This window comes from Streptomyces sp. NPDC020965, assembly GCF_044333555.1.
Classification (GTDB): Bacteria; Actinomycetota; Actinomycetes; order Streptomycetales; family Streptomycetaceae; genus Streptomyces.
Genome location: NZ_JBIRRE010000024.1, coordinates 1 through 22,462 on the forward strand (window position 1 = coordinate 1; position 22,462 = coordinate 22,462).

A 22,462-nucleotide genomic window follows, 5' to 3' on the forward strand; every position below is an offset into this window, starting at 1 on the left:
CAGGACCGGACCGACCCGCTGTGGCTGGGCTCGATCAAGTCCAACATCGGCCACACCCAGGCGGCGGCCGGAGTCGCCGGCCTCATCAAGATGATCCTGGCCATGCGACACCGCACCATGCCGAAGACACTGCATCTCGGCACGCCGTCATCGCATGTGGACTGGTCGGCGGGTGCGGTGGAGCTGCTGGCGGAGTCGCGGGAGTGGCCGGAGGGGGACCGGCCGCGCCGGGCCGGTGTGTCGGCCTTCGGTGTGAGCGGCACCAACGCCCACATCATCCTGGAAGAGGCACCGCAGGGCAGTGAGGCCGACCGTGCACCGGCTGCGGAACGGCCTCTGCTGCCATGGTTGGTGTCGGGCCGGACGGCCGACACGATCGCTGCCCAGGCCGGCCGTCTGCTGTCGCTCGCGGACGCGGAGCCGGCCGATGTCGGGCTGTCGCTGGCGACGACCCGTACGGCTCTGGAGCACCGATCGGTCGTCGTCGGTAGTGATCTTGAACAGTTACGAGCAGGTTTGGCGGCATTGGCTGCCGGTGAGAGGCCGGCGAGCGTTGTCCAGGGTGTGGTCAATGGCGGTCTGACTGGTTTCGTGTTCTCGGGTCAGGGTGGTCAGCGGGTCGGTATGGGCCGTGAGCTGGCCGCTGCTTTCCCGGTGTTCGATGCGGCGCTGCACGACGTCTGCGCGCACTTCGATCCGCTGCTGGATCGTTCGTTGCGTGAGGTGATGTTCGAGGATCCGGACGGGTTGCTGGGTGGTACGGGGTGGGCTCAGCCTGCTCTGTTCGCCGTCGAGGTGGCGTTGTTCCGGTTGGTGGAGTCCTGGGGCCTGACGCCTGACTATCTGGTGGGTCATTCGGTCGGTGAGCTGGCTGCCGCGCATGTGTCGGGTGTGCTGTCCCTGGACGATGCCTGTGCTCTGGTGGCGGCGCGTGCGCGGTTGATGGATGCCCTTCCTGCTGGTGGTGCGATGTGGGCGGTACGGGCTTCCGCGGATGAGGTCACCCCCCACCTGATCGACGGTGTATCGATCGCCGCTATCAACGCCCCCGGACAGACGGTTCTCTCCGGTTCGCGTGCGGCGGTGGAGCAGGTCGCCGCCGCACTCCCCGGACGGGACAGCCGCTGGCTCGACGTCAGCCACGCTTTCCACTCGCACCTCATGGACCCGATGCTGGACGCGTTCCACACCGAGGCAGCCGGGATCGAGCAGCACCACCCCCGTATCCCGATCGTCTCCACCCTCACCGGCGAACCGGTCACCGACTTCACCGCCGACTACTGGGTCGACCAGCTCCGGGGCACGGTCCGGTTCGCCGACGCCATCGAGGCCCTCACCACCCTCGGTGTCACCCGCTTCATCGAGCTGGGCCCCGACGCGACGCTCGTCGGTGCCATCGCGGACACCTGCGACAGCACAGCGGTCTCCCTGCTCCGTCGTGACCGCCCCGAACCGACCACCGCGGTCACCGCCCTGGCCCGCCTCTGGACCACCGGCGCCTCCATCGACTGGACGGCGTTCTACACGCCGACCGGCGCACGAGTCATCGACCTCCCCACCTACGCCTTCCAACACCAGCGCTACTGGCCCAACCCGCGGAGTCAAACGGTCGAGTCCACTGATTCCCGTGGCGTGGACACCGCATTCTGGGATGTCGTCGCACGCGGTGACTTCGACACGTTCACGGCCACCCTCGGTGTCGATCCCGACACCCATCTCCGCGAAGTCCTGCCAGCACTCCGGACCTGGCAGAACCGCCGACGACAGCTCACCGACATCGACCGCCTGCGGTATGGGATTTCGTGGGTTCCGGTGGGTGTCACGGCGGGTGCCGTGGTGTCGGGGAGTTGGCTGGTTGTTGAGTCGGATGGGCTCGATGATCCGTGGGCGGAGGTGTTCGCGGGGGAGTTGGCGGGTCGTGGTGCGCGGGTGCACCGGCTCCGGCTGGCGGCGGACGATCTGGACCGTGCGGCTCTGGCGGCTCGGTTGGTGGAGTTCGCCGACTGCGGTCGGGTGGTGTCGTTCCTGGGCCAGGTCGAGAGCGATCACGCCGGTGTGCCGTGGGGGCTGGCGGCGACGACCGTCCTGGTCCAGGCGTTGGGTGATGCGGAACTTGAAGGCCGGTTGTGGGCGGTCACCTCGGGCGCGGTCAGCGCCGGGCCAGACGACGTACTGACCCATCCCGTCCAGGCAGGTGTCTGGGGCCTGGGCCGGGTGGTCGCCCTAGAGGAGCCCGATCGCTGGGGCGGCCTGATCGACGTCCCGAACAGCCCCGAAGGCAGCGCCGCCCCCCGCCTGGTCGACGTACTCGCCAAGGGACCCACCGACGAGGACCAACTCGCCATCCGCAACGGCACCACCCTCGGCAGGCGCCTGACACCCGTACGGTCCGAATCACCTACCCATACGCCCTGGACCGCTTCCGGAACCGTGCTGATCACCGGTGGTACCGGTGCTCTGGGTGCCCGGGTGGCGCGCTGGGTGGTGGAGCGGGGCGCCGAGCATGTGGCGCTCCTCAGCCGTCGCGGTGCCGACGCTCCGGGCTCCGCCGAGCTGCGTGAGGAGTTGGAGGCGGGCGGCGCCGCCGTGACGGTTGTCGGCTGCGATATCGCCGACCCCGACAGCCTCGGCGACGCGGTCCGGCACATCGAGGCCGCGGGCCACGAGATCCGTTCCGTCTTCCACACGGCCGGCCTCACCCAGTCCACCCCCCTGCACCAGTCAGACCTCGCCGATCTCGCCGGGACAGCCCTGGCGAAGGTGGCCGGTGCGGCGAACCTGGACGCCCTCTTCGGTGACCGTCAGCTCGATGCCTTCGTGCTCTACTCGTCCATCGCGAGCACCTGGGGGAGTGGCGGCCAGAGTGGATACGCGGCGGCCAACGCCTTCCTGGACGCCCTCGCGACCCGCCGTCGCGGTCAGGGGCGGGTGGGTACTTCCATCGCCTGGGGCCCCTGGGGCGGCGGTGGCATGGCGGCCCTGGACGGGGCCGAGGAGGATCTCCGCCGACGCGGTCTGCCAACCCTCGACCCTGATGACGCGCTGACCGCGCTGGACCTCACGCTGACGGATGGTGAGCCCTGTGTCTCGGTCGTGGATGTCGAGTGGAGCCGGTTCCTCCCCACCTTCACCGTACGGCGGGCCAGTGCCCTCTTCGGCGAGCTGGCCGAGGTACGCGACGGGCTCGCCGCTCAGCCGGACGACGGAGCGGGGGCGGACCTGCGGGCCCGGCTCCGCGAGCTGACCGACCAGGACCGCCGCCGTCAACTGCTGGAGCTCGTCCGCGCCGAAGCGGCCCTGGCGCTCGGACACGACGGCACCGCGGCGATCGAAGCGGACCGCGCCTTCCGGGACCTCGGCTTCGACTCGCTCACCGCCGTTGAGTTCCGCGACCGGCTGAGCACCACGACAGGGCTGTCGCTGGCCACGACGCTCGTCTTCGACTACCCGACCGCGCAGGTCCTGACCGACCACCTCATCGACCGGCTGATGGGTACCGAACGGCTCCCGAAGCCGTCGGAGACCGTCCGGGCCGCCGCCGATGAACCGATCGCCATCGTGGCGATGGGGTGCCGCTTCCCCGGAGGCGCCACCGACCCGGACGGGCTGTGGCGGCTGCTCACCGAGCAGTCCGACGCCATGACGCCGTTCCCCACGGACCGGGGCTGGGACCTGGACGGCCTCGACAGCTCCGAACTGGGCGCGGAGATCGCGAAGTACGCCCGGGTGGGCGGCTTCCTCACCGACGCCGGCGATTTCGACCCGGCGCTCTTCGGGATCTCGCCGCGTGAGGCACTGGCGATGGACCCCCAACAGCGCCTGCTGCTGGAGGTGGCCTGGGAGTCGCTGGAGCGGGCCGGTATCGCCCCGCTGTCGATGCGGGGTGAACAAGTCGGCGTCTTCGTCGGCGCGGGAAGCTCCGGCTATCTGAGCAATGTGCATGATGTCCCCGACGAGGTCAGCGGGCATCTGATCACCGGCAACTCCGGCAGCGTCCTCTCCGGCCGGGTGTCGTACGCGCTGGGACTGGAGGGCCCCGCGGTCACCGTGGACACGGCGTGCTCATCGTCCCTCGTGGCCCTGCACCTCGCGGTGCAGTCGTTGCGGTCGGGGGAGTGCACGCTCGCGCTGGCCGGTGGTGTCACCGTCATCGCCAGCCCGGACGCGTTCATCGAGTTCGCCCGACAGGGCGGGCTCGCCGAGGACGGCCGGTGCAAGGCGTTCTCGGACGACGCGGACGGTACGGGGTGGAGTGAGGGCGTCGGGCTGCTCGTGGTGGAGCGGCTGTCGGACGCGCGGCGGAACGGTCATTCGGTGCTCGCGGTGGTCCGCGGCTCGGCGGTGAACCAGGACGGTGCGTCGAACGGTCTGACCGCGCCCAACGGTCCTTCGCAGCAGCGGGTGATCCGGCAGGCCCTGGCCGACGCCGGGGTCCCGCCGTCCGAGGTGGACGCGGTGGAGGCACACGGTACGGGGACGACCCTCGGTGACCCGATCGAGGCACAGGCGGTCCTCGCCACCTATGGCCAGGACCGGACCGATCCGCTGTGGCTGGGCTCGATCAAATCGAATATTGGCCACACCCAGGCGGCGGCCGGAGTCGCCGGCCTCATCAAGATGGTCCTGGCGATGCGGCACGGGGTGTTGCCCGCCTCACTGCACGTCGGCGAAGCGTCGTCGCATGTGGACTGGTCAGCGGGTGCGGTGGAGCTGCTGGCGGAGTCGCGGGAGTGGCCGGAGGGCGACCGGCCGCGCCGGGCCGGTGTGTCGGCCTTCGGAGTGAGCGGCACCAACGCCCACGTCATCCTGGAAGGCGTACCTGCCGAGCCGGTCGCGGACCGCGCTCCCGGTACCCGACCGCCGGTGGTGCCCTGGCTGCTTTCGGGCCGGACGGCCGGCGCGGTCGCTGCCCAGGCCGACCGTCTGCTGTCGCTCGCGGACGCGGAGCCGGCCGATGTCGGGCTGTCGCTGGCGACGACCCGTACGGCCCTGGAGTACCGGTCGGTCACCCTCGGTGCGGACCTGGCGGAGCTACGGTCCGGGTTGACGGCGCTGGCGGCCGGTGAGTCGTCCGTGGGCGTGGTCGAGGGTGTGGCGGCGGCCGGTCTGACTGGTTTCGTGTTCTCGGGTCAGGGTGGTCAGCGGGTCGGTATGGGCTGTGAGCTGGCCGCTGCTTTCCCGGTGTTCGATGCGGCGTTGAACGACGTCTGTGCGCACTTCGATCCGCTGCTGGATCGTTCGTTGCGTGAGGTGATGTTCGAGGATCCGGATGGCTTGCTGGGTGGTACGGGGTGGGCTCAGCCTGCTCTGTTCGCCGTCGAGGTGGCGTTGTTCCGGTTGGTGGAGTCCTGGGGTCTGACGCCTGACTATCTGGTGGGTCATTCGGTCGGTGAGCTGGCTGCCGCGCATGTGTCGGGTGTGCTGTCCCTGGACGACGCCTGTGCTCTGGTGGCGGCGCGTGCGCGGTTGATGGATGCCCTTCCTGCTGGTGGTGCGATGTGGGCGGTACGGGCTTCCGCGGATGAGGTCACCCCCCACCTGATCGACGGCGTGTCTCTCGCGGTCGTCAACGCGCCCGGACAGGTGGTTCTTTCCGGCTCCCGTGAGGCCGTGGAGCAGGTCGCCGCCGCACTCCCCGGACGGGACAGCCGCTGGCTCGACGTCAGCCACGCCTTCCACTCGGTCCTGATGGACCCGATGCTCGATGCCTTCCGCGCGAAGGCAGCCGGGGTTCGCCACCAGCAACAGCCCCGTATCCCGATCGTCTCCACCCTCACCGGCGAGGCGGTCACCGACTTCACCGCCGACTACTGGGTGGACCAGGTCCGGGGCACCGTCCGGTTCGCCGACGCCATCGAGAGCCTTACCTCGCTCGGTGTCACCCGGTTCGTCGAACTCGGCCCCGACGCGAGCCTCATCGGCGCGATCGCGGAAGCCGGTGACAGCACAGCGGTCTCCCTGCTCCGCCGGGACCGCCCCGAACCGACCACCGCGGTCACCGCCCTGGCCCGCCTCTGGACCACCGGTGTCCCCGTCGACTGGACGGCGTTCCACGCCCCCAGTGGCGCGCGGGTGGTCGACCTCCCCACGTACGCCTTCGACCACCAGCGCTACTGGCTGGAGAGTTCGACCGGACCGCTGCATGTCGGGGCGATCGGCGCCGAACCGCTGGACCACCCGCTGCTGGGTGCCGTCGTGGAACTGTCCGACGGCGGCGGTCATGTGTTCACCGGCCGGATCTCCACTCGGACCCACCCCTGGCTCGACGGACACCAGGTGGCCGGCGACACGGTGTTCCCCGGAACCGGCTACCTGGAACTGGCGATCCGCGCCGGCGACCAGCTCTCCTGCGATCTGGTCGAGGAAATCATCCTTGAAGCGCCACTCATCCTGCCTGCTGAGCAGGCGATCCAGCTACAGATCGTGGTCGATCCGGCCGACCTCGCCGGCAGTCGCTCCTTCACCATCAGCTCCCGGATCGAGGGCCGGGCGCCATGGACCCGGCACGCGAGCGGTGTACTTGGCCTCTCCACCGACCGGCCAGGGACCGACCTCACCGTCTGGCCGCCGTCCGGTGTCACCCCGGTCGACATCGACGGCCACTATCGGACGCGCGCCGAGAACGGCTTCGGCTATGGCGAAGTCTTCCAGGGGCTGACCGCCGTATGGCGGCGCGACGGCGAACTCTTCGCCGAGGTCACCCTTGGCGACGAGCACCGAGCCGAGGCGGACCGCTACGGTCTGCACCCGGCCGTTCTCGACGGCGCGCTCCAGGCCCTGTCGTACGACGAGCGAACGGCTGGGGCTCGGATGCTGCCGTTCTCCTGGAACGGGGTGACCCTGCACGCGACCGGGGCGTCGATGCTGCGCGTCGCGCTCACCGCGGGGAGCGGAGAGGGCAACTACGCGATCACCGTCGCCGACACCGCCGGCGAACTGGTCTTCACCTCCGACGCGCTCACACTCCGCCCCTTCACCGGCGACCGGCTCACGGCTGTCGAAGAGCCGGCAGCAGAGTCTTCAGAACAGCTCGCAGCGGAGCCCGTGCAAGAAACGGCTGAAGCATCTCTTACAGCGGGTGGCCCGACACCTGTCCCGACACCTGTCGCAGCACCCGCGGGACTGCCCGTGGAACCGTCCGACGACGCACCTGATGCCGCTCCGGAGGACACGACACGGGGCGCCACTCGCCAGCCTCGCGCCACCGGGCGGCGGCGGCGCAAGGCCGCCGCCGCCGTGTCCGGAGGCGGAAACGCGCTACGCGACCGACTTCTCGTGCTCCCCGAGGACGAACAGCGCGGCGCCCTGATGGAGATCGTCCGCCGCCGTGCCGCGATGGTCCTCAAGGAGCCCAAGGCGCAGGCGATGAACGAGGACCTCGCCTTCCGTGACCTCGGTTTCACCTCCCTCACCGCCGTCGAACTGCGCGAGGCGCTCCGCGAGGAGACCGGCCTGCGGCTGGCCGCGACGCTCGTCTTCGACTACCCGACACCGCGCGCGCTCGTCACCCACCTGCGGGCGGAACTGCTGGGCGAGGCGGCGGCACCCACGGCCCCGACCGGCAAGAGCGTGATCGCCCTCGATGAACCCATCGCGATCATCGGAATGAGCTGCCGCTACCCCGGTGGCGTACAGACGGCGGATGAGCTGTGGCGACTCGTCGCCGACGGCACCGACGCGGTCTCCGGCTTCCCGACCGACCGTGGCTGGGACCTGGAAGCGCTCTACGACCCCGACCCTGACAATCCGGGCACCTGCTACGTCCACGAGGGTGGGTTCCTGCACGACGCGAGCCAGTTCGACGCGACGTTCTTCGGCATCTCGCCGCGCGAGGCCGTGGCGATGGACCCCCAGCAGCGGCTGCTCCTGGAGATCTCCTGGGAGGCGATGGAACACGCCGGGCTCGACGCGAGCGCGATGCGCGGCAGCAGCACCGGAGTCTTCGCCGGTGTGACCTATCAGGACTACGGCGGCCTCCTCGCGACGGCGAAGGAGGACTTCGAGGGATTCCTCGGCACCGGGAACTCCCCGAGTGTGCTCTCCGGCCGGGTCGCGTACTCCTTCGGTCTGGAAGGCCCCGCGCTCACGATCGACACCGCCTGCTCGTCGTCGCTGGTCGCCCTGCACTCCGCGTGCCAGGCGCTCAGGGAGGGCGACTGCACCATGGCGCTCGCCGGTGGAGTGACCGTCATGTCCACCCCCATCTCACTGGTCGAGTTCAGCCGGCAGCGGGCTCTCGCCGCGGACGGCCGGTCCAAGCCGTTCTCATCGGACGCGGACGGTGCGAGCTGGGCCGAGGGCGCCGGGATGCTGCTGTTGGAGCGGTTGTCGGACGCGCGGCGGAACGGTCATCGGGTGCTGGCGGTGGTACGGGGCTCCGCGGTGAACCAGGACGGCGCGTCGAACGGTCTGACGGCCCCCAACGGCCCTTCCCAGCAGCGGGTGATCCGGCAGGCCCTGGCCAACGCGGGCCTCTCGGCGACCGAAGTCGATGTGGTGGAAGCGCACGGCACGGGTACGTCACTGGGCGACCCGATCGAGGCACAGGCTTTGATCGCCACCTACGGCCAGGACCGTCCCGACGACGATCCGCTCTGGCTCGGTTCGATCAAGTCCAACATCGGCCACGCCCAAGCGGCGGCCGGTGTCGCGGGCCTGATCAAGATGGTGCAGGCGATGCGGCACGGGCTCATGCCCAAATCGCTGCATGTCGGGACGCCGTCATCGCATGTGGACTGGTCCGAGGGCGCGGTCGAGTTGCTGTCGGAGGCACGGGAGTGGCCGGAGGGTGACCGGCCGCGCCGAGCGGGGGTGTCCGCGTTCGGGATGAGCGGGACCAACGCACACGTCATCCTGGAGCAGGCCCCCGCTAGCGCGGAACCTGAGGCGCGGGATGTGGTGGATCCGGTTGGTGTGGTGCCGTGGTTGGTGTCGGGTCGTAGTGCGGCGGGTCTGAGGGGTCAGGCGGCGGCGTTGGGTTCGCTGTCCGAGGCGTCGGCTGTGGATGTGGGTTGGTCGTTGCTCTCCTCCCGTGTGGTGTTTGAGCATCGTGCGGTGGTGTTGGGGTCGTATGGGGTGGGTCTCGGGGCTGTGGTGGCGGATGAGCCTGTGGGTGGTGTGGTGCGGGGTGTGGTGGGTGTGGTGGGTCGGTCGGTGTTGGTGTTTCCGGGTCAGGGTGCGCAGTGGGCGGGGATGGCGGTGGAGTTGGCGGCGGTGTCGTCGGTGTTTGCGGGGCGTTTGGCTGAGTGTGGGGTGGCGTTGTCGGGGTGGGTGGGGTGGTCGTTGATGGATGTGTTGCGGGGTGTTGAGGGTGCGCCGTCGTTGGATCGGGTGGATGTGGTGCAGCCGGTTTCGTTCGCGGTGATGGTGTCGTTGGCGGCGTTGTGGGAGTCGTACGGGGTGGTGCCGTCGGCGGTGGTGGGTCATTCGCAGGGGGAGATCGCGGCGGCGTGTGTGGCGGGTGTCCTCTCGTTGGAGGACGCGGCACGGATCGTATGCCTGCGCAGCCGCGCCATCGCCGCCGTGGCGAGTGGTGTGGGGACGATGGCGTCGGTGCGGGTGTCGGCGGAGCGTGCCGAGGCATTGTTGGAGCCGTTCGCGGGTCGGGTGTCGGTGGCGGCGGTGAACGGTCCCTCGCAGGTGGTGGTCTCGGGCGAGGTGGCCGCGGTCGATGAACTGGTCGCCCAGTGCGGACGGTTGGAGATTCGGGCGCGCAGGATCGCGGTGGACTATGCGTCTCATTCGGCGGCGATGGATGTCCTGCGTGATGAGTTGGTGGCGGAGCTGGCGGGGGTGACTCCGCAGGCGGGTCGTATCCCCTTGTTCTCGACGGTCACGGCCGAGTTCATTGATCCGTTGACGATGGATGCGGAGTACTGGTTCCGGAATCTGCGGGAGCCGGTCCGTTTCGCCGACGCGGTGGCGCGGCTGGCAGGGGACGGGTACGGAGTCTTCGTCGAAGCCTCCTCGCATCCCGTGCTGACGGCTGCCGTCGAAGAGACCCTCGAACAGGCCGATGGTGAGCCCGGTGTGGTGACGGGTTCGCTGCGCCGCGACGACGGTGGACTGGACCGCTTCCTCGCGAATGCGGCCGAGCTCTGGGTCAGGGGAGTGGACGTCGACTGGACCGCCGCCTTCCCCGGTACGACGGCACGCACCATCGACCTCCCCACGTACGCCTTCCAACGCCAGCGCTACTGGCCGAAGTCGAGCGCAGTGACGGCCGTCGTCTCGGAGAGCGGACTGCCCGACAACGAGTTCTGGGCGGCGGTGGAGCGCTCGGACTCGACCGCGCTCGCCGCCACGCTCGGCACCGACACCGCCGTACTCGACCCTCTGCTGCCCGCGCTCTCGCACTGGCGCAGGCAGCAGCGCGAACAGTCCACCACCGACACCTGGCGCTACCGCGTCTCCTGGACACCGCTGACCCTGACGGAGTCCGCACCCCTGTCGGGCACCTGGCTGGTCGTCACCCCCGAGGAGGATCCTGAAGGCACCTCCGCAGGCACCTCCGTACGGCCCTGGGCCGACGCGGTGACCGCCGAGCTGGCCGCGCGGGGTGCCACCCCGCACGAGGTGACGCTCGGCGCGGCCCATCTCGACCGCGGCGCACTCACCGAACTGCTCACCGGTGCCGATGAGCCGGCCGGTGTCGTATCCCTGCTGGCCTGGGCGGACCGGGAGGCTCCCGGACTGCCCGGACTGTCCATCGGCACCGCGCTCACCCCCGTACTCCTCCAGGCCGTAGGGGACGCCGGACTGGCCGCCCCCATCTGGTCGCTGACCTCGGGCGCGGTCTCCGTCGCCCGCTGGGACGGGGTGACGAACCCCGGGCGGGCCGCCGTGTGGGGTCTCGGCCGGGTCGCCGCGCTGGAGCATCCAGACCGGTGGGGCGGGCTCATCGACGTGCCGGCCGAGGCCGGGGCACGCGCGGCCCGGCGCGTGGTCGACGCCATCGCCGCCAACGACGAGGACCAGATCGCGCTCCGCGACTCGGGTCTCTTCGGACGGCGCCTGGTCCGGGCCCCGCGCCCGCCCGGCGCCGAGGCGGCCTGGCAGCCCTCCGGAACGGTCCTGATCACGGGTGGCACCGGCGCCCTGGGCGCCAGGATGGCCCGCTGGGTCGTCGCCGGGGGCGCCGAGCACGTGGTGCTCACCAGCCGCCGTGGCGCGACCGCCCCCGGCGCGGCGGAGTTGCGCCGGGAGCTGGAGGAGAGCGGTGCGACGGTCACCATCGCCGCCTGCGACATGGCCGATCGCGAGCAGATCGCCGGGCTGCTGGGCGGCCTGGCCGCCGAGCACCCGCTGACGGCCGTCGTACACGCGGCCGGTGTGCTGGACGACGGCATCCTGGACGCACTGAGCCCGGAGCGGGTCGCCGGAGTCATGGCGCCCAAGGCCGGTGCCGCGCTGATCCTGGACGAGCTGACCCGGGATCTCGATCTCGACGCCTTCGTCCTGTTCGCCTCCACCGCCGGCATCTGGGGCGGTCCGGGACAGGCGAACTACGCTGCCGCGAACGCGGTGCTCGACGCGGTCGCCGAACGCCGCCGGGCCGCCGGTCTCGCCGCGACCTCGATCGCCTGGGGCCCGTGGGCCGACGCCGGCATGGCGGACAGCGCCGCGGTGGAGGCCCGGCAGCGCAAGGGCGGTATCCACGCACTGGCACCCGAGTCGGCCGTCACCGTGCTTCAGCAGGCCGTCGGCGACGGTGACACGACCCTCACCGTCGCGGGTGTCGACTGGGAACGGTATGTGCCCTCGTTCACCGCGTCCCGCCGCAGCCCGCTCCTGGAAGGTGTGCCGGAGGCCCGCGCGGCCGTCGAAGCCGCGGCCGGCGACAACGCGTTCGCCGGCCCCGACGGGTTCGCCGGACGGCTGGCCGGACTCACCGAGGCCGAAGCCGAACGCGAGGTGCTCGACCTGGTCCGCAAGCATGTCGCCGGGGTACTCGGCTTCGCGGCCCCATCCGATGTCGAGCCCACCCAGGTGTTCTCCAACATCGGATTCGACTCGCTCACCGCGGTCGAACTGCGCAACCGGCTCGGTCTGGTCACCGGAGTGCGGCTGCCGACCACGCTGGTCTTCGACTATCCGACGCCCAACGCGCTGACGCGCTATCTGCGCCAGCAGTTCGCCGGCGAGTCCACCGACCGGCAGCCCACCGCGCCGACGGCGGCACCGCGTTCGTCCGACACCACCGACGACCCGATCGCGATCATCGGCATGAGCTGCCGACTGCCCGGCGGTGTCGACTCCCCGGAGGAGTTCTGGCGGCTGCTCTCCGACGGCGTGGACGCGATCTCCGACTTCCCCACCGACCGGAACTGGGACGTCGAAGCGGTGTACGACCCCGATCCGGACCGGGCGGGCACGACCTATACCCGGCGTGGCGGATTCGTCGGCGGAGTAAGTGAGTTCGACTCCGGCCTCTTCGGCATCAACCCGCGCGAAGCCCTCGCCATGGACCCGCAGCAGCGACTGCTCCTGGAGACCGTTTGGGAGGCCGCCGAACGCTCCGGCATCGACCCGCTCTCCCTGGCCGGCAGTCGGACCGGCATCTTCGCCGGCAGCAACGGCCAGGACTACGGCGGACTCCTGATCAGCAGCCCTCAGGGCGCGGACGGCTACTTCATGACCGGCAACGCCGCCAGTGTGCTCTCCGGCCGGGTCGCCTACACCCTCGGTCTGGAGGGGCCCGCGATCACGGTGGACACGGCGTGCTCCTCGTCCCTCGTCGCCCTCCACCTGGCGGCGCAGGCGCTGCGCTCCGACGAGTGCTCACTCGCCGTCGCCAGCGGTGTCACCCTCATCTCCACGCCCGCCCCGTTCGTCCAGTTCAGCCGTCAGCACGGGCTCGCGGTCGACGGCCGGTGCAAGGCGTTCTCGGACGGCGCGGACGGTACGGGCTGGGCCGAGGGCGTCGGTGTTCTCGTGCTGGAGCGGCTGTCGGACGCCCACCGCAACGGCCACCGGGTGCTCGCGCTGGTGACCGGCAGCGCGACCAATCAGGACGGCGCGTCGAACGGCCTGACCGCCCCGAACGGGCCGTCCCAGCAGCGGGTGATCCGTGACGCGCTGGCGAACGCCGGTCTCTCCCCGTCCGAGGTGGACGCGGTGGAGGCGCACGGTACGGGGACGACCCTCGGCGACCCGATCGAGGCGCAGGCCCTGCTGGCGACCTACGGCCAGGGCCGCGCCGAGGACCAGCCGCTCTGGCTCGGTTCGGTGAAGTCCAATATCGGCCACACTCAGGCGGCGGCCGGTGTCGCGGGCCTGATGAAGATGATCCTCGCGATGCGGCACGAGACCCTGCCCAAGACCCTGCACGCCGATGTCCCGTCGTCACATGTGGACTGGTCGGCGGGTGCGGTGGAGCTGCTGTCGGAGGCCCGCGCATGGCCCCGGAGCGATCGGCCGCGCCGCGCGGGGGTGTCGTCCTTCGGCATCAGTGGCACCAACGCCCATGTGATCATCGAAGAGGCCCCCGAGGAGCCCACGGTCCCGGAGGAGCCCACGACCCCGGAGCGCGCTCCCGGCGGCGAGTCGCCGGTGCTGCCCTGGCTGGTGTCGGGCAGGTCCGCGGGAGCAGTCGCGGCCCAGGCCGACCGGCTGCTGTCGGTCGCGGATCGCTCCGCTGCGGTGGACATCGGACTCTCCCTGGTCACCACCCGCGCTGCCCTGGAACACCGGTCGGTCGTACTCGGCGCCGAAGTGGACGCATTCCGCACGGGACTCGCGGCATTGGCGGCCGGCGAGCTGTCCGGAACGGTCGTTTCCGGTGTCGCGGTCAACGGTCTGACTGGTTTCGTGTTCTCGGGTCAGGGTGGTCAGCGGGTCGGTATGGGTCGTGAGCTGGCCGAGGTCTTCCCGGTGTTCGACGCGGCGTTGAATGATGTCTGCGCGCGGTTCGACACCGTCTTGGATCGTCCGTTGCGTGAGGTGATGTTCGAGAACCCTGAGGGACTTCTTAGCGGTACGGGGTGGGCTCAGCCCGCGCTGTTCGCCATCGAGGTGGCCCTCTTCCGATTGGTGGAATCCTGGGGCCTGATCCCGGATTATCTGGTGGGTCATTCGGTCGGTGAACTGGCTGCCGCGCATGTGTCGGGTGTCCTGTCCCTGGACGACGCCTGTGCTCTGGTGGCGGCCCGTGCGCGGTTGATGGATGCCCTTCCTGCTGGTGGTGCGATGTGGGCGGTACGGGCTTCCGCGGATGAGGTCGCCCCCCACCTGATCGACGGTGTATCGATCGCCGCTATCAACGCCCCCGGACAGACAGTCCTTTCCGGCTCCCGTGAGGCGGTGGAGCAGGTCGCGGCCGCACTCCCGGACCGTAAGGGCCGTTGGCTCGATGTCAGCCACGCTTTTCACTCGCACCTCATGGACCCGATGCTGGACGCGTTCCGCGCCGAAGCGGCCGGGATCGAGCACCAGCACCCCCGTATCCCGATCGTCTCCACCCTCACCGGCGAGGCGGTCACCGACTTCACCGCCGACTACTGGGTCGACCAGCTCCGAGGCACCGTCCGATTCGCCGACGCCATCGAGGCCCTCACCACCCTCGGCGTCACCCGCTTCCTTGAACTGGGCCCCGACGCCACTCTCATCGGTGCCATCGCCGAAACCCGCGAGGACGAGCCCCGTACGGTCTCACTCCTGCGCCGGGACCGCCCCGAACCTAGCTCCGTACTCACCGCACTGGCCCATCTGTGGACAGCCGGTGCCCCCGTCGACTGGACGGCCTACTACGCACCGACCGGCGCACGGGTGGTCGACCTCCCCACTTACGCCTTCCAGCGTCGGTCCTACTGGCCCGAGCCGATGGCTCTCCGGCCGGGAGACGTCACCGCGGTCGGTCTCGCCGACGCCGGCCACCCACTGCTCGGCGCGGCGGTCGCGCTCGCCGGCGACAGCGGACAGCTCTTCACCAACCGACTCAGCGTGCACGACCACCCCTGGCTCGCCGACCACGAAGTGATGGGCACCATCCTCTTCCCCGGCACCGCCTTCCTGGAACTCGCGCTGCGCGCGGCCGACGAGGTCGGCTGCGACCAGGTCGAGGAACTGACCCTGGCCGCCCCGCTCGTCCTGCCCACCGACGGCGCCGTCCACCTTCAGCTCATGGTCGGCGGGCCCGACGCGTCCGGACTGCGACCGATCCAACTGCACTCCCGCCCCGACAGCGCGCCACCCGACACCGCGTGGACGCTGCACGCCACCGGATCCCTGGGCAGCGCCGGCCGCACCGGATCGTTCGACTTCGCCGCCTGGCCGCCGCCCGGCGCCGAACCCATCGACGTCTCCGGTTTCTACGAGATGTACCGCCAGGGCGGATTCGTCTACGGCCCGACCTTCCAGGGCCTGCGCCAGGCATGGCGCGTCGGTGACGAGGTCTACGCCGACGTCGCCCTGCCCGACGAGCACGCCGCCGACGCCGCCGCCTACGGGCTCCACCCGCCCCTGCTCGACGCCGCACTCCAGGCACTGACCTTCGTGGCGCTCGACGGCAGCGGCCAGAGTCGGCTCCCGTTCTCCTGGTCCGGCGTCACCCTCTTCGCATCGGGCGCGTCCGGACTACGCGTCCGGCTCGCCCAGTCCGGCTCCGACGCACTGACCCTGTCCATCGCGGACGGCACCGGCCGGCCCGTCGCCGCCGTCGACTCGCTGGCCATGCGCCAGATCTCCCCGACCCAACTGCGCGCCACCGGAACCGCCTACCCGGAGCAGTTGTTCCACACGGAGTGGGCGGAGACTCCGCTCACCGCGACACCCTCCGCCAACACCGGGACCTGGGCCGTGCTCGGCGCCGACGAACTGAACCTGGCGGAAGCGCTGGCGGTTCGCCGTATCGACAGTCTTGACCAGCCGGGCGACGGACCCACCCCGGACACGGTCCTGACCTCGTACATCGGCGGCGCGGACGACGACACCACCGGAATCGCACGGGACGCGCGGAAGCTCACGACCGACCTCCTGTCACTCGTACAGCGCTGGCTCGCGGACAGCAGGTACGCGTCCTCACGACTCGTCGTCGTCACCCGGGGCGCCGTCACACCGGACGGCCCGACCGCACCCGACGGCCCCCGAGACCGCCTGGCGGACCCGGCAGCCGCCACCGTCTGGGGGTTCCTGCGCTCCGCCCAGACGGAGGAACCAGGACGCTTCCTACTCGTGGACATCGACAGCGCCGAGGCATCCGCCGCCGCCCTGCCCCACATCCTCGCGTCGGACGAACCACAGGTCGTCGTACGCGACGGAGCCGTACGGGCCGCCCGCCTCGTCCGTCTCGCCGACGATGGCTCACTCGTCCCCCCGGCGGAGACCACCGCCTGGCGGCTCGACACCACCGGCCGGGGCTCCCTGGCGAACCTGACCCTGACACCGTCGCCGGAACTGCTGGAACCACTGGAGCCCGGCCAGGTCCGGGTGGCCGTACGCGCCGCTGGCCTCAACTTCCGCGATGTGCTCAACGCCCTCGACATGTACCCCGGGGATCCCGGCGCCATGGGCGTCGAAGGCGCCGGTGTCATCACCGAACTCGGCCCGGACGTCACCGGATTCGCCGTCGGGGACCGCATCCTCGGCATGTTCGGCAAGGCATTCGGCCCGGTCAGCATCGCCGACCAGCGAATGATCGCCCCCATCCCGCCCGACTGGAGCTTCGAACAGGCAGCGTCCTTCCCCATCGTCTTCCTCACGGCCTACTACGCACTCGTGGACCTCGCAGACCTGCGCCCCGGTGAATCCGTCCTCATCCACGCCGCCGCAGGCGGTGTCGGCATGGCCGCCGTCCAACTCGCCGACCATCTCGGCGCCGAGGTCTTCGGCACCGCCAGCGAGGGCAAACACGACAGCCTGCGAGCCCTCGGCATCACCGACGACCACCTCGCCTCCTCACGCGACCTCGACTTCGAGGAGCAGTTCCGGACGGTGTCCCGGCAGGGCCGCGTCGATGTCGTACTGAACTCCCTGGCCCGCGAGTACGTCGACGCCTCGCTCCGCCTCCTCGACGCCGGTGGCCGGTTCGTGGAGATGGGCAAGACCGACGTCCGTACCCCCGAAGGCATCGGCGCCAACCACCCCGGCATCGCCTACCAGGCATTCGACCTCATCGAGGCGGGACCGGAACGCATCGGCGAGATGCTCACCGAACTGCTCCGGCTCGCCCGGGCCGGGGCGCTGCGTCCGCTCCCGGTGGCCACCTGGGACGTACGGCGGGCACCCGAGGCGTTCCGACAGGTCAGCCAGGCACGGCACATCGGCAAGGTGGTGCTCACCGTGCCCGCCGCGCTCGACCCGGCCGGAACGGTACTGATCACCGGTGGCACCGGCGGACTCGGCGGACACGTCGCCCGGCACCTGGTCGAACACCACGGCGCCCGCAATCTCCTCCTCACCAGCCGGCGGGGGACGGCTGCCGACGGCGCCGCCGAACTCCTCGCCGAGCTGACCGGACTCGGCGCGACCGTACGGATCGAGGCGTGCGACGCGGCCGACCGCGCCGCGCTGGAGCGCACCGTACGCACGATTCCGGACGGCCACCCGCTGACGGCCGTCGTCCATGTCGCGGGCGTGGTGGACGACGGGATCATCCCCTCCCTCGACCCCGGACGGCTGGACACCACCCTCCGGCCGAAGATGGATGCGGCCCTCAATCTCTACGAGCTGACGGCCGGGCACGATCTCGCGGCCTTCGTGCTCTTCTCGGGCGCGGCCGGCACCCTCGGCGGCGCCGGACAGGCGAACTACGCCGCGGCCAATGCGTTCGTCGACGAGTTCGCCCGCTGGGCCCGGCGCCGGGGAGTGCCCGCCGTATCCCTGGCCTGGGGACCGTGGGTCGCCGACCGGGGCATGACCGGCCATCTCACCGAGACCGACTTCGCCCGGATGGAACAGGCGGGGCTGCGGCCACTCAGCCCGGAGCTGGGGCTGAGCCTGTTCGACTTCGCCCTCAGCGTTGACCGCGCCGCGCTGCTCCCGATGCGGCTGGAGGTCACACCCGGGATGTTCGGCGACGGGCCGGTGCCACCCTTGTTCCGTGCCCTCGCGGGCCCGGCGCCACGGCGGACGGCCTCGGCCGTGGCCCCCGGTGCCGAGCCGGGCGGGCTGGCGCGGCAGTTGCGTGGACTGTCGCCCGCCGACCGCGCGGACCATCTGCTGGAACTGGTCTGCGGACAGGCCACCGCGGTACTCGGCCACGGCACGACGGAGGAGATCGAACCGGAGCAGGCGTTCAACGCGATCGGCTTCGACTCGCTCACCGCCATCGAACTCCGCAATCGGCTGAACACGATCACCGGGACGCGGTTGCCCGCGACCTTGGTGTTCGACTACCCGACACCGGCCGCCCTGGCGGAGCACCTGCTCGCCGAGATCGCCCCCGACGACGAGGGCGGCGCGGTCGACGGCCACCAGCCGGGCCGGGGATCGGCCGGAGCAGCGGCCCTCGATGAGATCGAACGACTGGAACAGACACTGGAACGACTCCTGGCGACCGCCACGGCGAACGCCGCCACAACTAACGGCGCCACGGCGAACGGTGCCGCGGCGAACGGCGCCACGGCGAACGGCGCCGCGGCGAACGGTTCGGCGAACGGCGCGGCGGCCGAACCGTCAGCCGGCGTGGTCGTGGGCCGACGACTTCAGGCGCTCGCGGCGAAGTGGGCCGGAGCGACCGGTGTGACGGACACGGCCGACGAGAGCGCGGACGACGCCCTCGAATCGGCCACGGCCGAAGAGCTATTCGAATTGATCGACGGCGAATTTGGTGGGACGTCTTGAGCGAGAAGCCGGTTGTGCGCAGCGCTGACAGCGAGCAGAAGCTGCTCGACTACCTCAAGAAAGTCACCGGTGATCTAAGGAGCGCCCACCGGCGGCTCCGCGAGATCGAGGCCGACGCCTCCGAACCGATCGCGATCATCGGCATGAGCTGCCGATTCCCCGGCGATGTGCGCTCACCGGACGATCTGTGGCGACTGCTCGACGGTGCCGGCGACGGCATGTCCGGATTCCCCGTCGACCGGGGCTGGGACCTGGAACGGCTCTACAGCGCCGACGCGTCCGAAGCCGGTACGACCTACACCCGCGTCGGCGGCTTCGTCTACGACGCGACCGAGTTCGATCCGGCGTTCTTCGGGATGAGCCCGCGCGAGGCACTGGCGATGGACCCGCAGCAGCGACTGCTGCTCCAGGCCGCGTGGGAGGCATTCGAACACGCCGGGATCGATCCGAACTCGCTGAAGAGCAGCAGTACGGGTGTGTTCGTCGGCGCGGCCTCGACCGGATACGGGGCACATCTCACCGCCCTTCCCGAGGGTGTCGAGGGCTATATGCTCACCGGCAACTCCATGGCCGTCGCCTCCGGCCGGGTCGCCTATACGCTCGGCCTCAAGGGTCCTGCGGTCACGGTGGACACGGCCTGCTCGTCATCGTTGGTCGCCCTGCACCTGGCGGCGCAGTCACTGCGGTCGGGGGAGTGCTCGCTGGCGCTCGTCGGCGGTGTGACGGTGATGTCCACACCCGGCATGTTCCTTGAGTTCAGTCGCCAGCAGGGCCTGGCGGCCGACGGCCGGTGCAAGGCGTTCTCCGACGACGCCGACGGCACCGGCTGGTCCGAAGGCGTGGGCCTGCTGGTGCTCGGAAAGCTCTCCGACGCCGTACGGAACGGGCACCGGGTCCTCGCGGTCGTTCGCGGCTCGGCCATCAACCAGGACGGCGCCTCCAACGGGCTCACCGTCCCGAACGGCCCGTCCCAGCAGCGGGTGATCCGTGACGCGCTGGCGAACGCTGGTCTCTCCCCGTCCGAGGTGGACGCGGTGGAGGCGCACGGTACGGGGACGACCCTCGGTGACCCGATCGAGGCGCAGGCCCTGCTGGCGACCTATGGCCAGGACCGGACCGATCCGCTGTGGCTGGGCTCGATCAAGTCCAATATCGGCCACACCCAGGCCGCCGCCGGTGTGGCCGGTGTGATGAAGATGGTGCTGGCGCTCCAGCGCGGTGTGCTGCCGAAATCGCTGTACGTGGGCACGCCGTCGTCGCATGTGGACTGGGAGTCCGGTGCGGTGGAGCTGCTGGCCGACGCCCGTGCGTGGCCGGAGACCGACCGGCCGCGCCGGGCGGGCGTGTCCTCGTTCGGCATCAGCGGCACCAACGCCCACGTGATCCTGGAGCAGGCATCCGCGCCCGGCGACACCGAGAGCGGTGAGACGGAGCGGACGGACCCCGCCGACGCCATGGGCCGGGTACGGCTGCCGATCGTGCCATGGCTGCTGTCCACCCGGCAGGACGACACGATGCCAAAGCTCGCGTCCCGGCTGCGGGCGTCGTTGACCGCTCGGCCGGAGGTCGAACCGGTCGATGTGGGCTATGCGACCGCCACGGGCCGGGCCGTGTTCGAGCACCGGGCCGTGGTTCTGGCTGACCGGCTGGAGTCGGGTATCGGGGCCCTCAGCCAGATCGCGTCCGGTGGAATGTCGCCGGTTGTCGTCCGTGGTGTGGCCGGCCGGAGCGGCGGCGCCCGTTCCCGGGACCGACTCGCTTTCGTGTTCTCGGGTCAGGGTGGTCAGCGGGTCGGTATGGGTCGTGAGCTGGCCGAGGTCTTCCCGGTGTTCGATGCGGCGTTGAACGACGTCTGTGCGCGGTTTGACACCGTCTTGGATCGTCCGTTGCGTGAGGTGATGTTCGAGGATCCGGACGGGTTGCTGGGTGGTACGGGGTGGGCTCAGCCCGCGCTGTTCGCCATCGAGGTGGCGTTGTTCCGGTTGGTGGAGTCCTGGGGCCTGACGCCTGACTACTTGGTGGGTCATTCGGTCGGTGAGCTGGCCGCCGCGCATGTCTCGGGTGTGCTGTCCCTGGACGATGCCTGTGCTCTGGTGGCGGCGCGTGCGCGGTTGATGGATGCCCTTCCTGCTGGTGGTGCGATGTGGGCGGTACGGGCTTCCGCGGATGAGGTCACCCCCCACCTGATCGACGGTGTATCGATCGCCGCTATCAACGCGCCCGGACAGGTGGTCCTCTCCGGCTCCCGTGCGGCCGTGGAGCAGGTCGCCGACGCACTCCCGGACCGTAAGGGCCGTTGGCTCGACGTCAGCCACGCCTTCCACTCCCACCTCATGGACCCGATGCTGGACGCCTTCCGCGCCGAAGCGGCCGGGATCGAGCACCAGCACCCCCGTATCCCGATCGTCTCCACCCTCACCGGCGAACCGGTCACCGACTTCACCGCCGACTACTGGACGGACCAGGTCAGAGGCACCGTCCGATTCGCCGACGCCGTCGCCCGGCTGCGATCCCTTGGCGCCACGCGCTTCATCGAGCTGGGGCCCGACGCGACCCTGATCGGAGCCATCGGCGAGACCTGCGAGGACGGAGCGCTCGCCGTCCCCCTGCTCCGCAGGGACCGGATGGAACCCGATTCCACGGTGACGGCGCTGGCCCGTCTCTGGGTGGACGGCGGCCCGGTGGACTGGGCCGCGTTCTACGCCCCGACCGGCGCGAGCCCCACCGATCTGCCCACGTACCCCTTCGCGGGTGACCGGTACTGGATGGAGAACCCTGAGGAACCGCTGCTCGGAGGCGCGCGAACGGCCGACGACCCGGTCGGCGCCGAGCTGTGGGCCGCACTGGAGCGGGGCGACGCTGAGTTGTTCGCCGCCGAACTGGGAGTGGGGCTTGAGTCACCCCTCCGTGAGACGCTGCCGGCCCTTTCGGCATGGCAGAAGCAGCGGCGAGAGCGTGCCGCTGTTGACGGCCTGCGGTACGAGGTGGCCTGGCGCGCGGTCGCCATCGCTGAAGCGGCCGATGCTTCCGGCGGTTGGTTGGTTGTTGAGTCGGACGGGTTCGATGATCCGTGGGTGGAGGTGTTCGCTGGGGAGTTGGCGGGTCGTGGTGCGCGGGTGCACCGGCTCCGGCTGGCGGCGGACGATCTCGACCGCACGGCTCTGGCGGCTCGATTGGTGGAGTTCGCCGACTGCGGTCGGGTGGTGTCGTTCCTGGGGCAGGTCGAGAGTGATCACGCCGGTGTGCCGTGGGGGTTGGCGGCGACGACGGTGCTGGTCCAGGCGTTGGGTGATGCGGGTCTTGAGGGCCGGTTGTGGGCGGTCACCTCGGGCGCGGTCAGCGCTGGACCGGGTGTTTCGGTGTCGCATCCGTTGCGGGCGGGTGTCTGGGGCCTGGGCCGGGTGGTCGCCCTAGAGGAGCCCGATCGCTGGGGTGGCCTGATCGACGTCCCGACCGAGCCGTCCAGCGGAACCGCCGCGCGTCTGGTCGATGTGCTCGCCGGTTCCACCGATGAGGATCAGTTGGCGGTACGTCCCGAGGCCGTGCTCGGCCGACGTTTGGTATCTGGTCGGGTGTCGGGTGGTGCTTCGGGTGGGGTGTGGTCGCCGTCGGGGACGGTGTTGATTACGGGTGGTACGGGTGTGTTGGGTGGTCGGGTGGCTCGGTGGGTGGTGGCGGGTGG

General features: G+C 70.6%; 2 protein-coding genes. Both read left to right on the forward strand.

Features of this window, described 5'->3' with window-relative positions; all coding sequences use genetic code 11:
* Nucleotides 1-102: 102 nt before the first annotated feature.
* Nucleotides 103-18,780: a type I polyketide synthase gene (locus tag ACH4S7_RS36400; protein ID WP_398525723.1), complete on the forward strand. Its 18,678-nt coding sequence runs from the start codon at nt 103-105 to the stop codon at nt 18,778-18,780.
* A 14-nt stretch (nt 18,781-18,794) separates the two neighbouring features.
* Nucleotides 18,795-22,462, forward strand: a 3,668-nt coding sequence (locus ACH4S7_RS36405; protein WP_398525722.1) for a type I polyketide synthase, incomplete at its 3' end; no start/stop codon positions are given.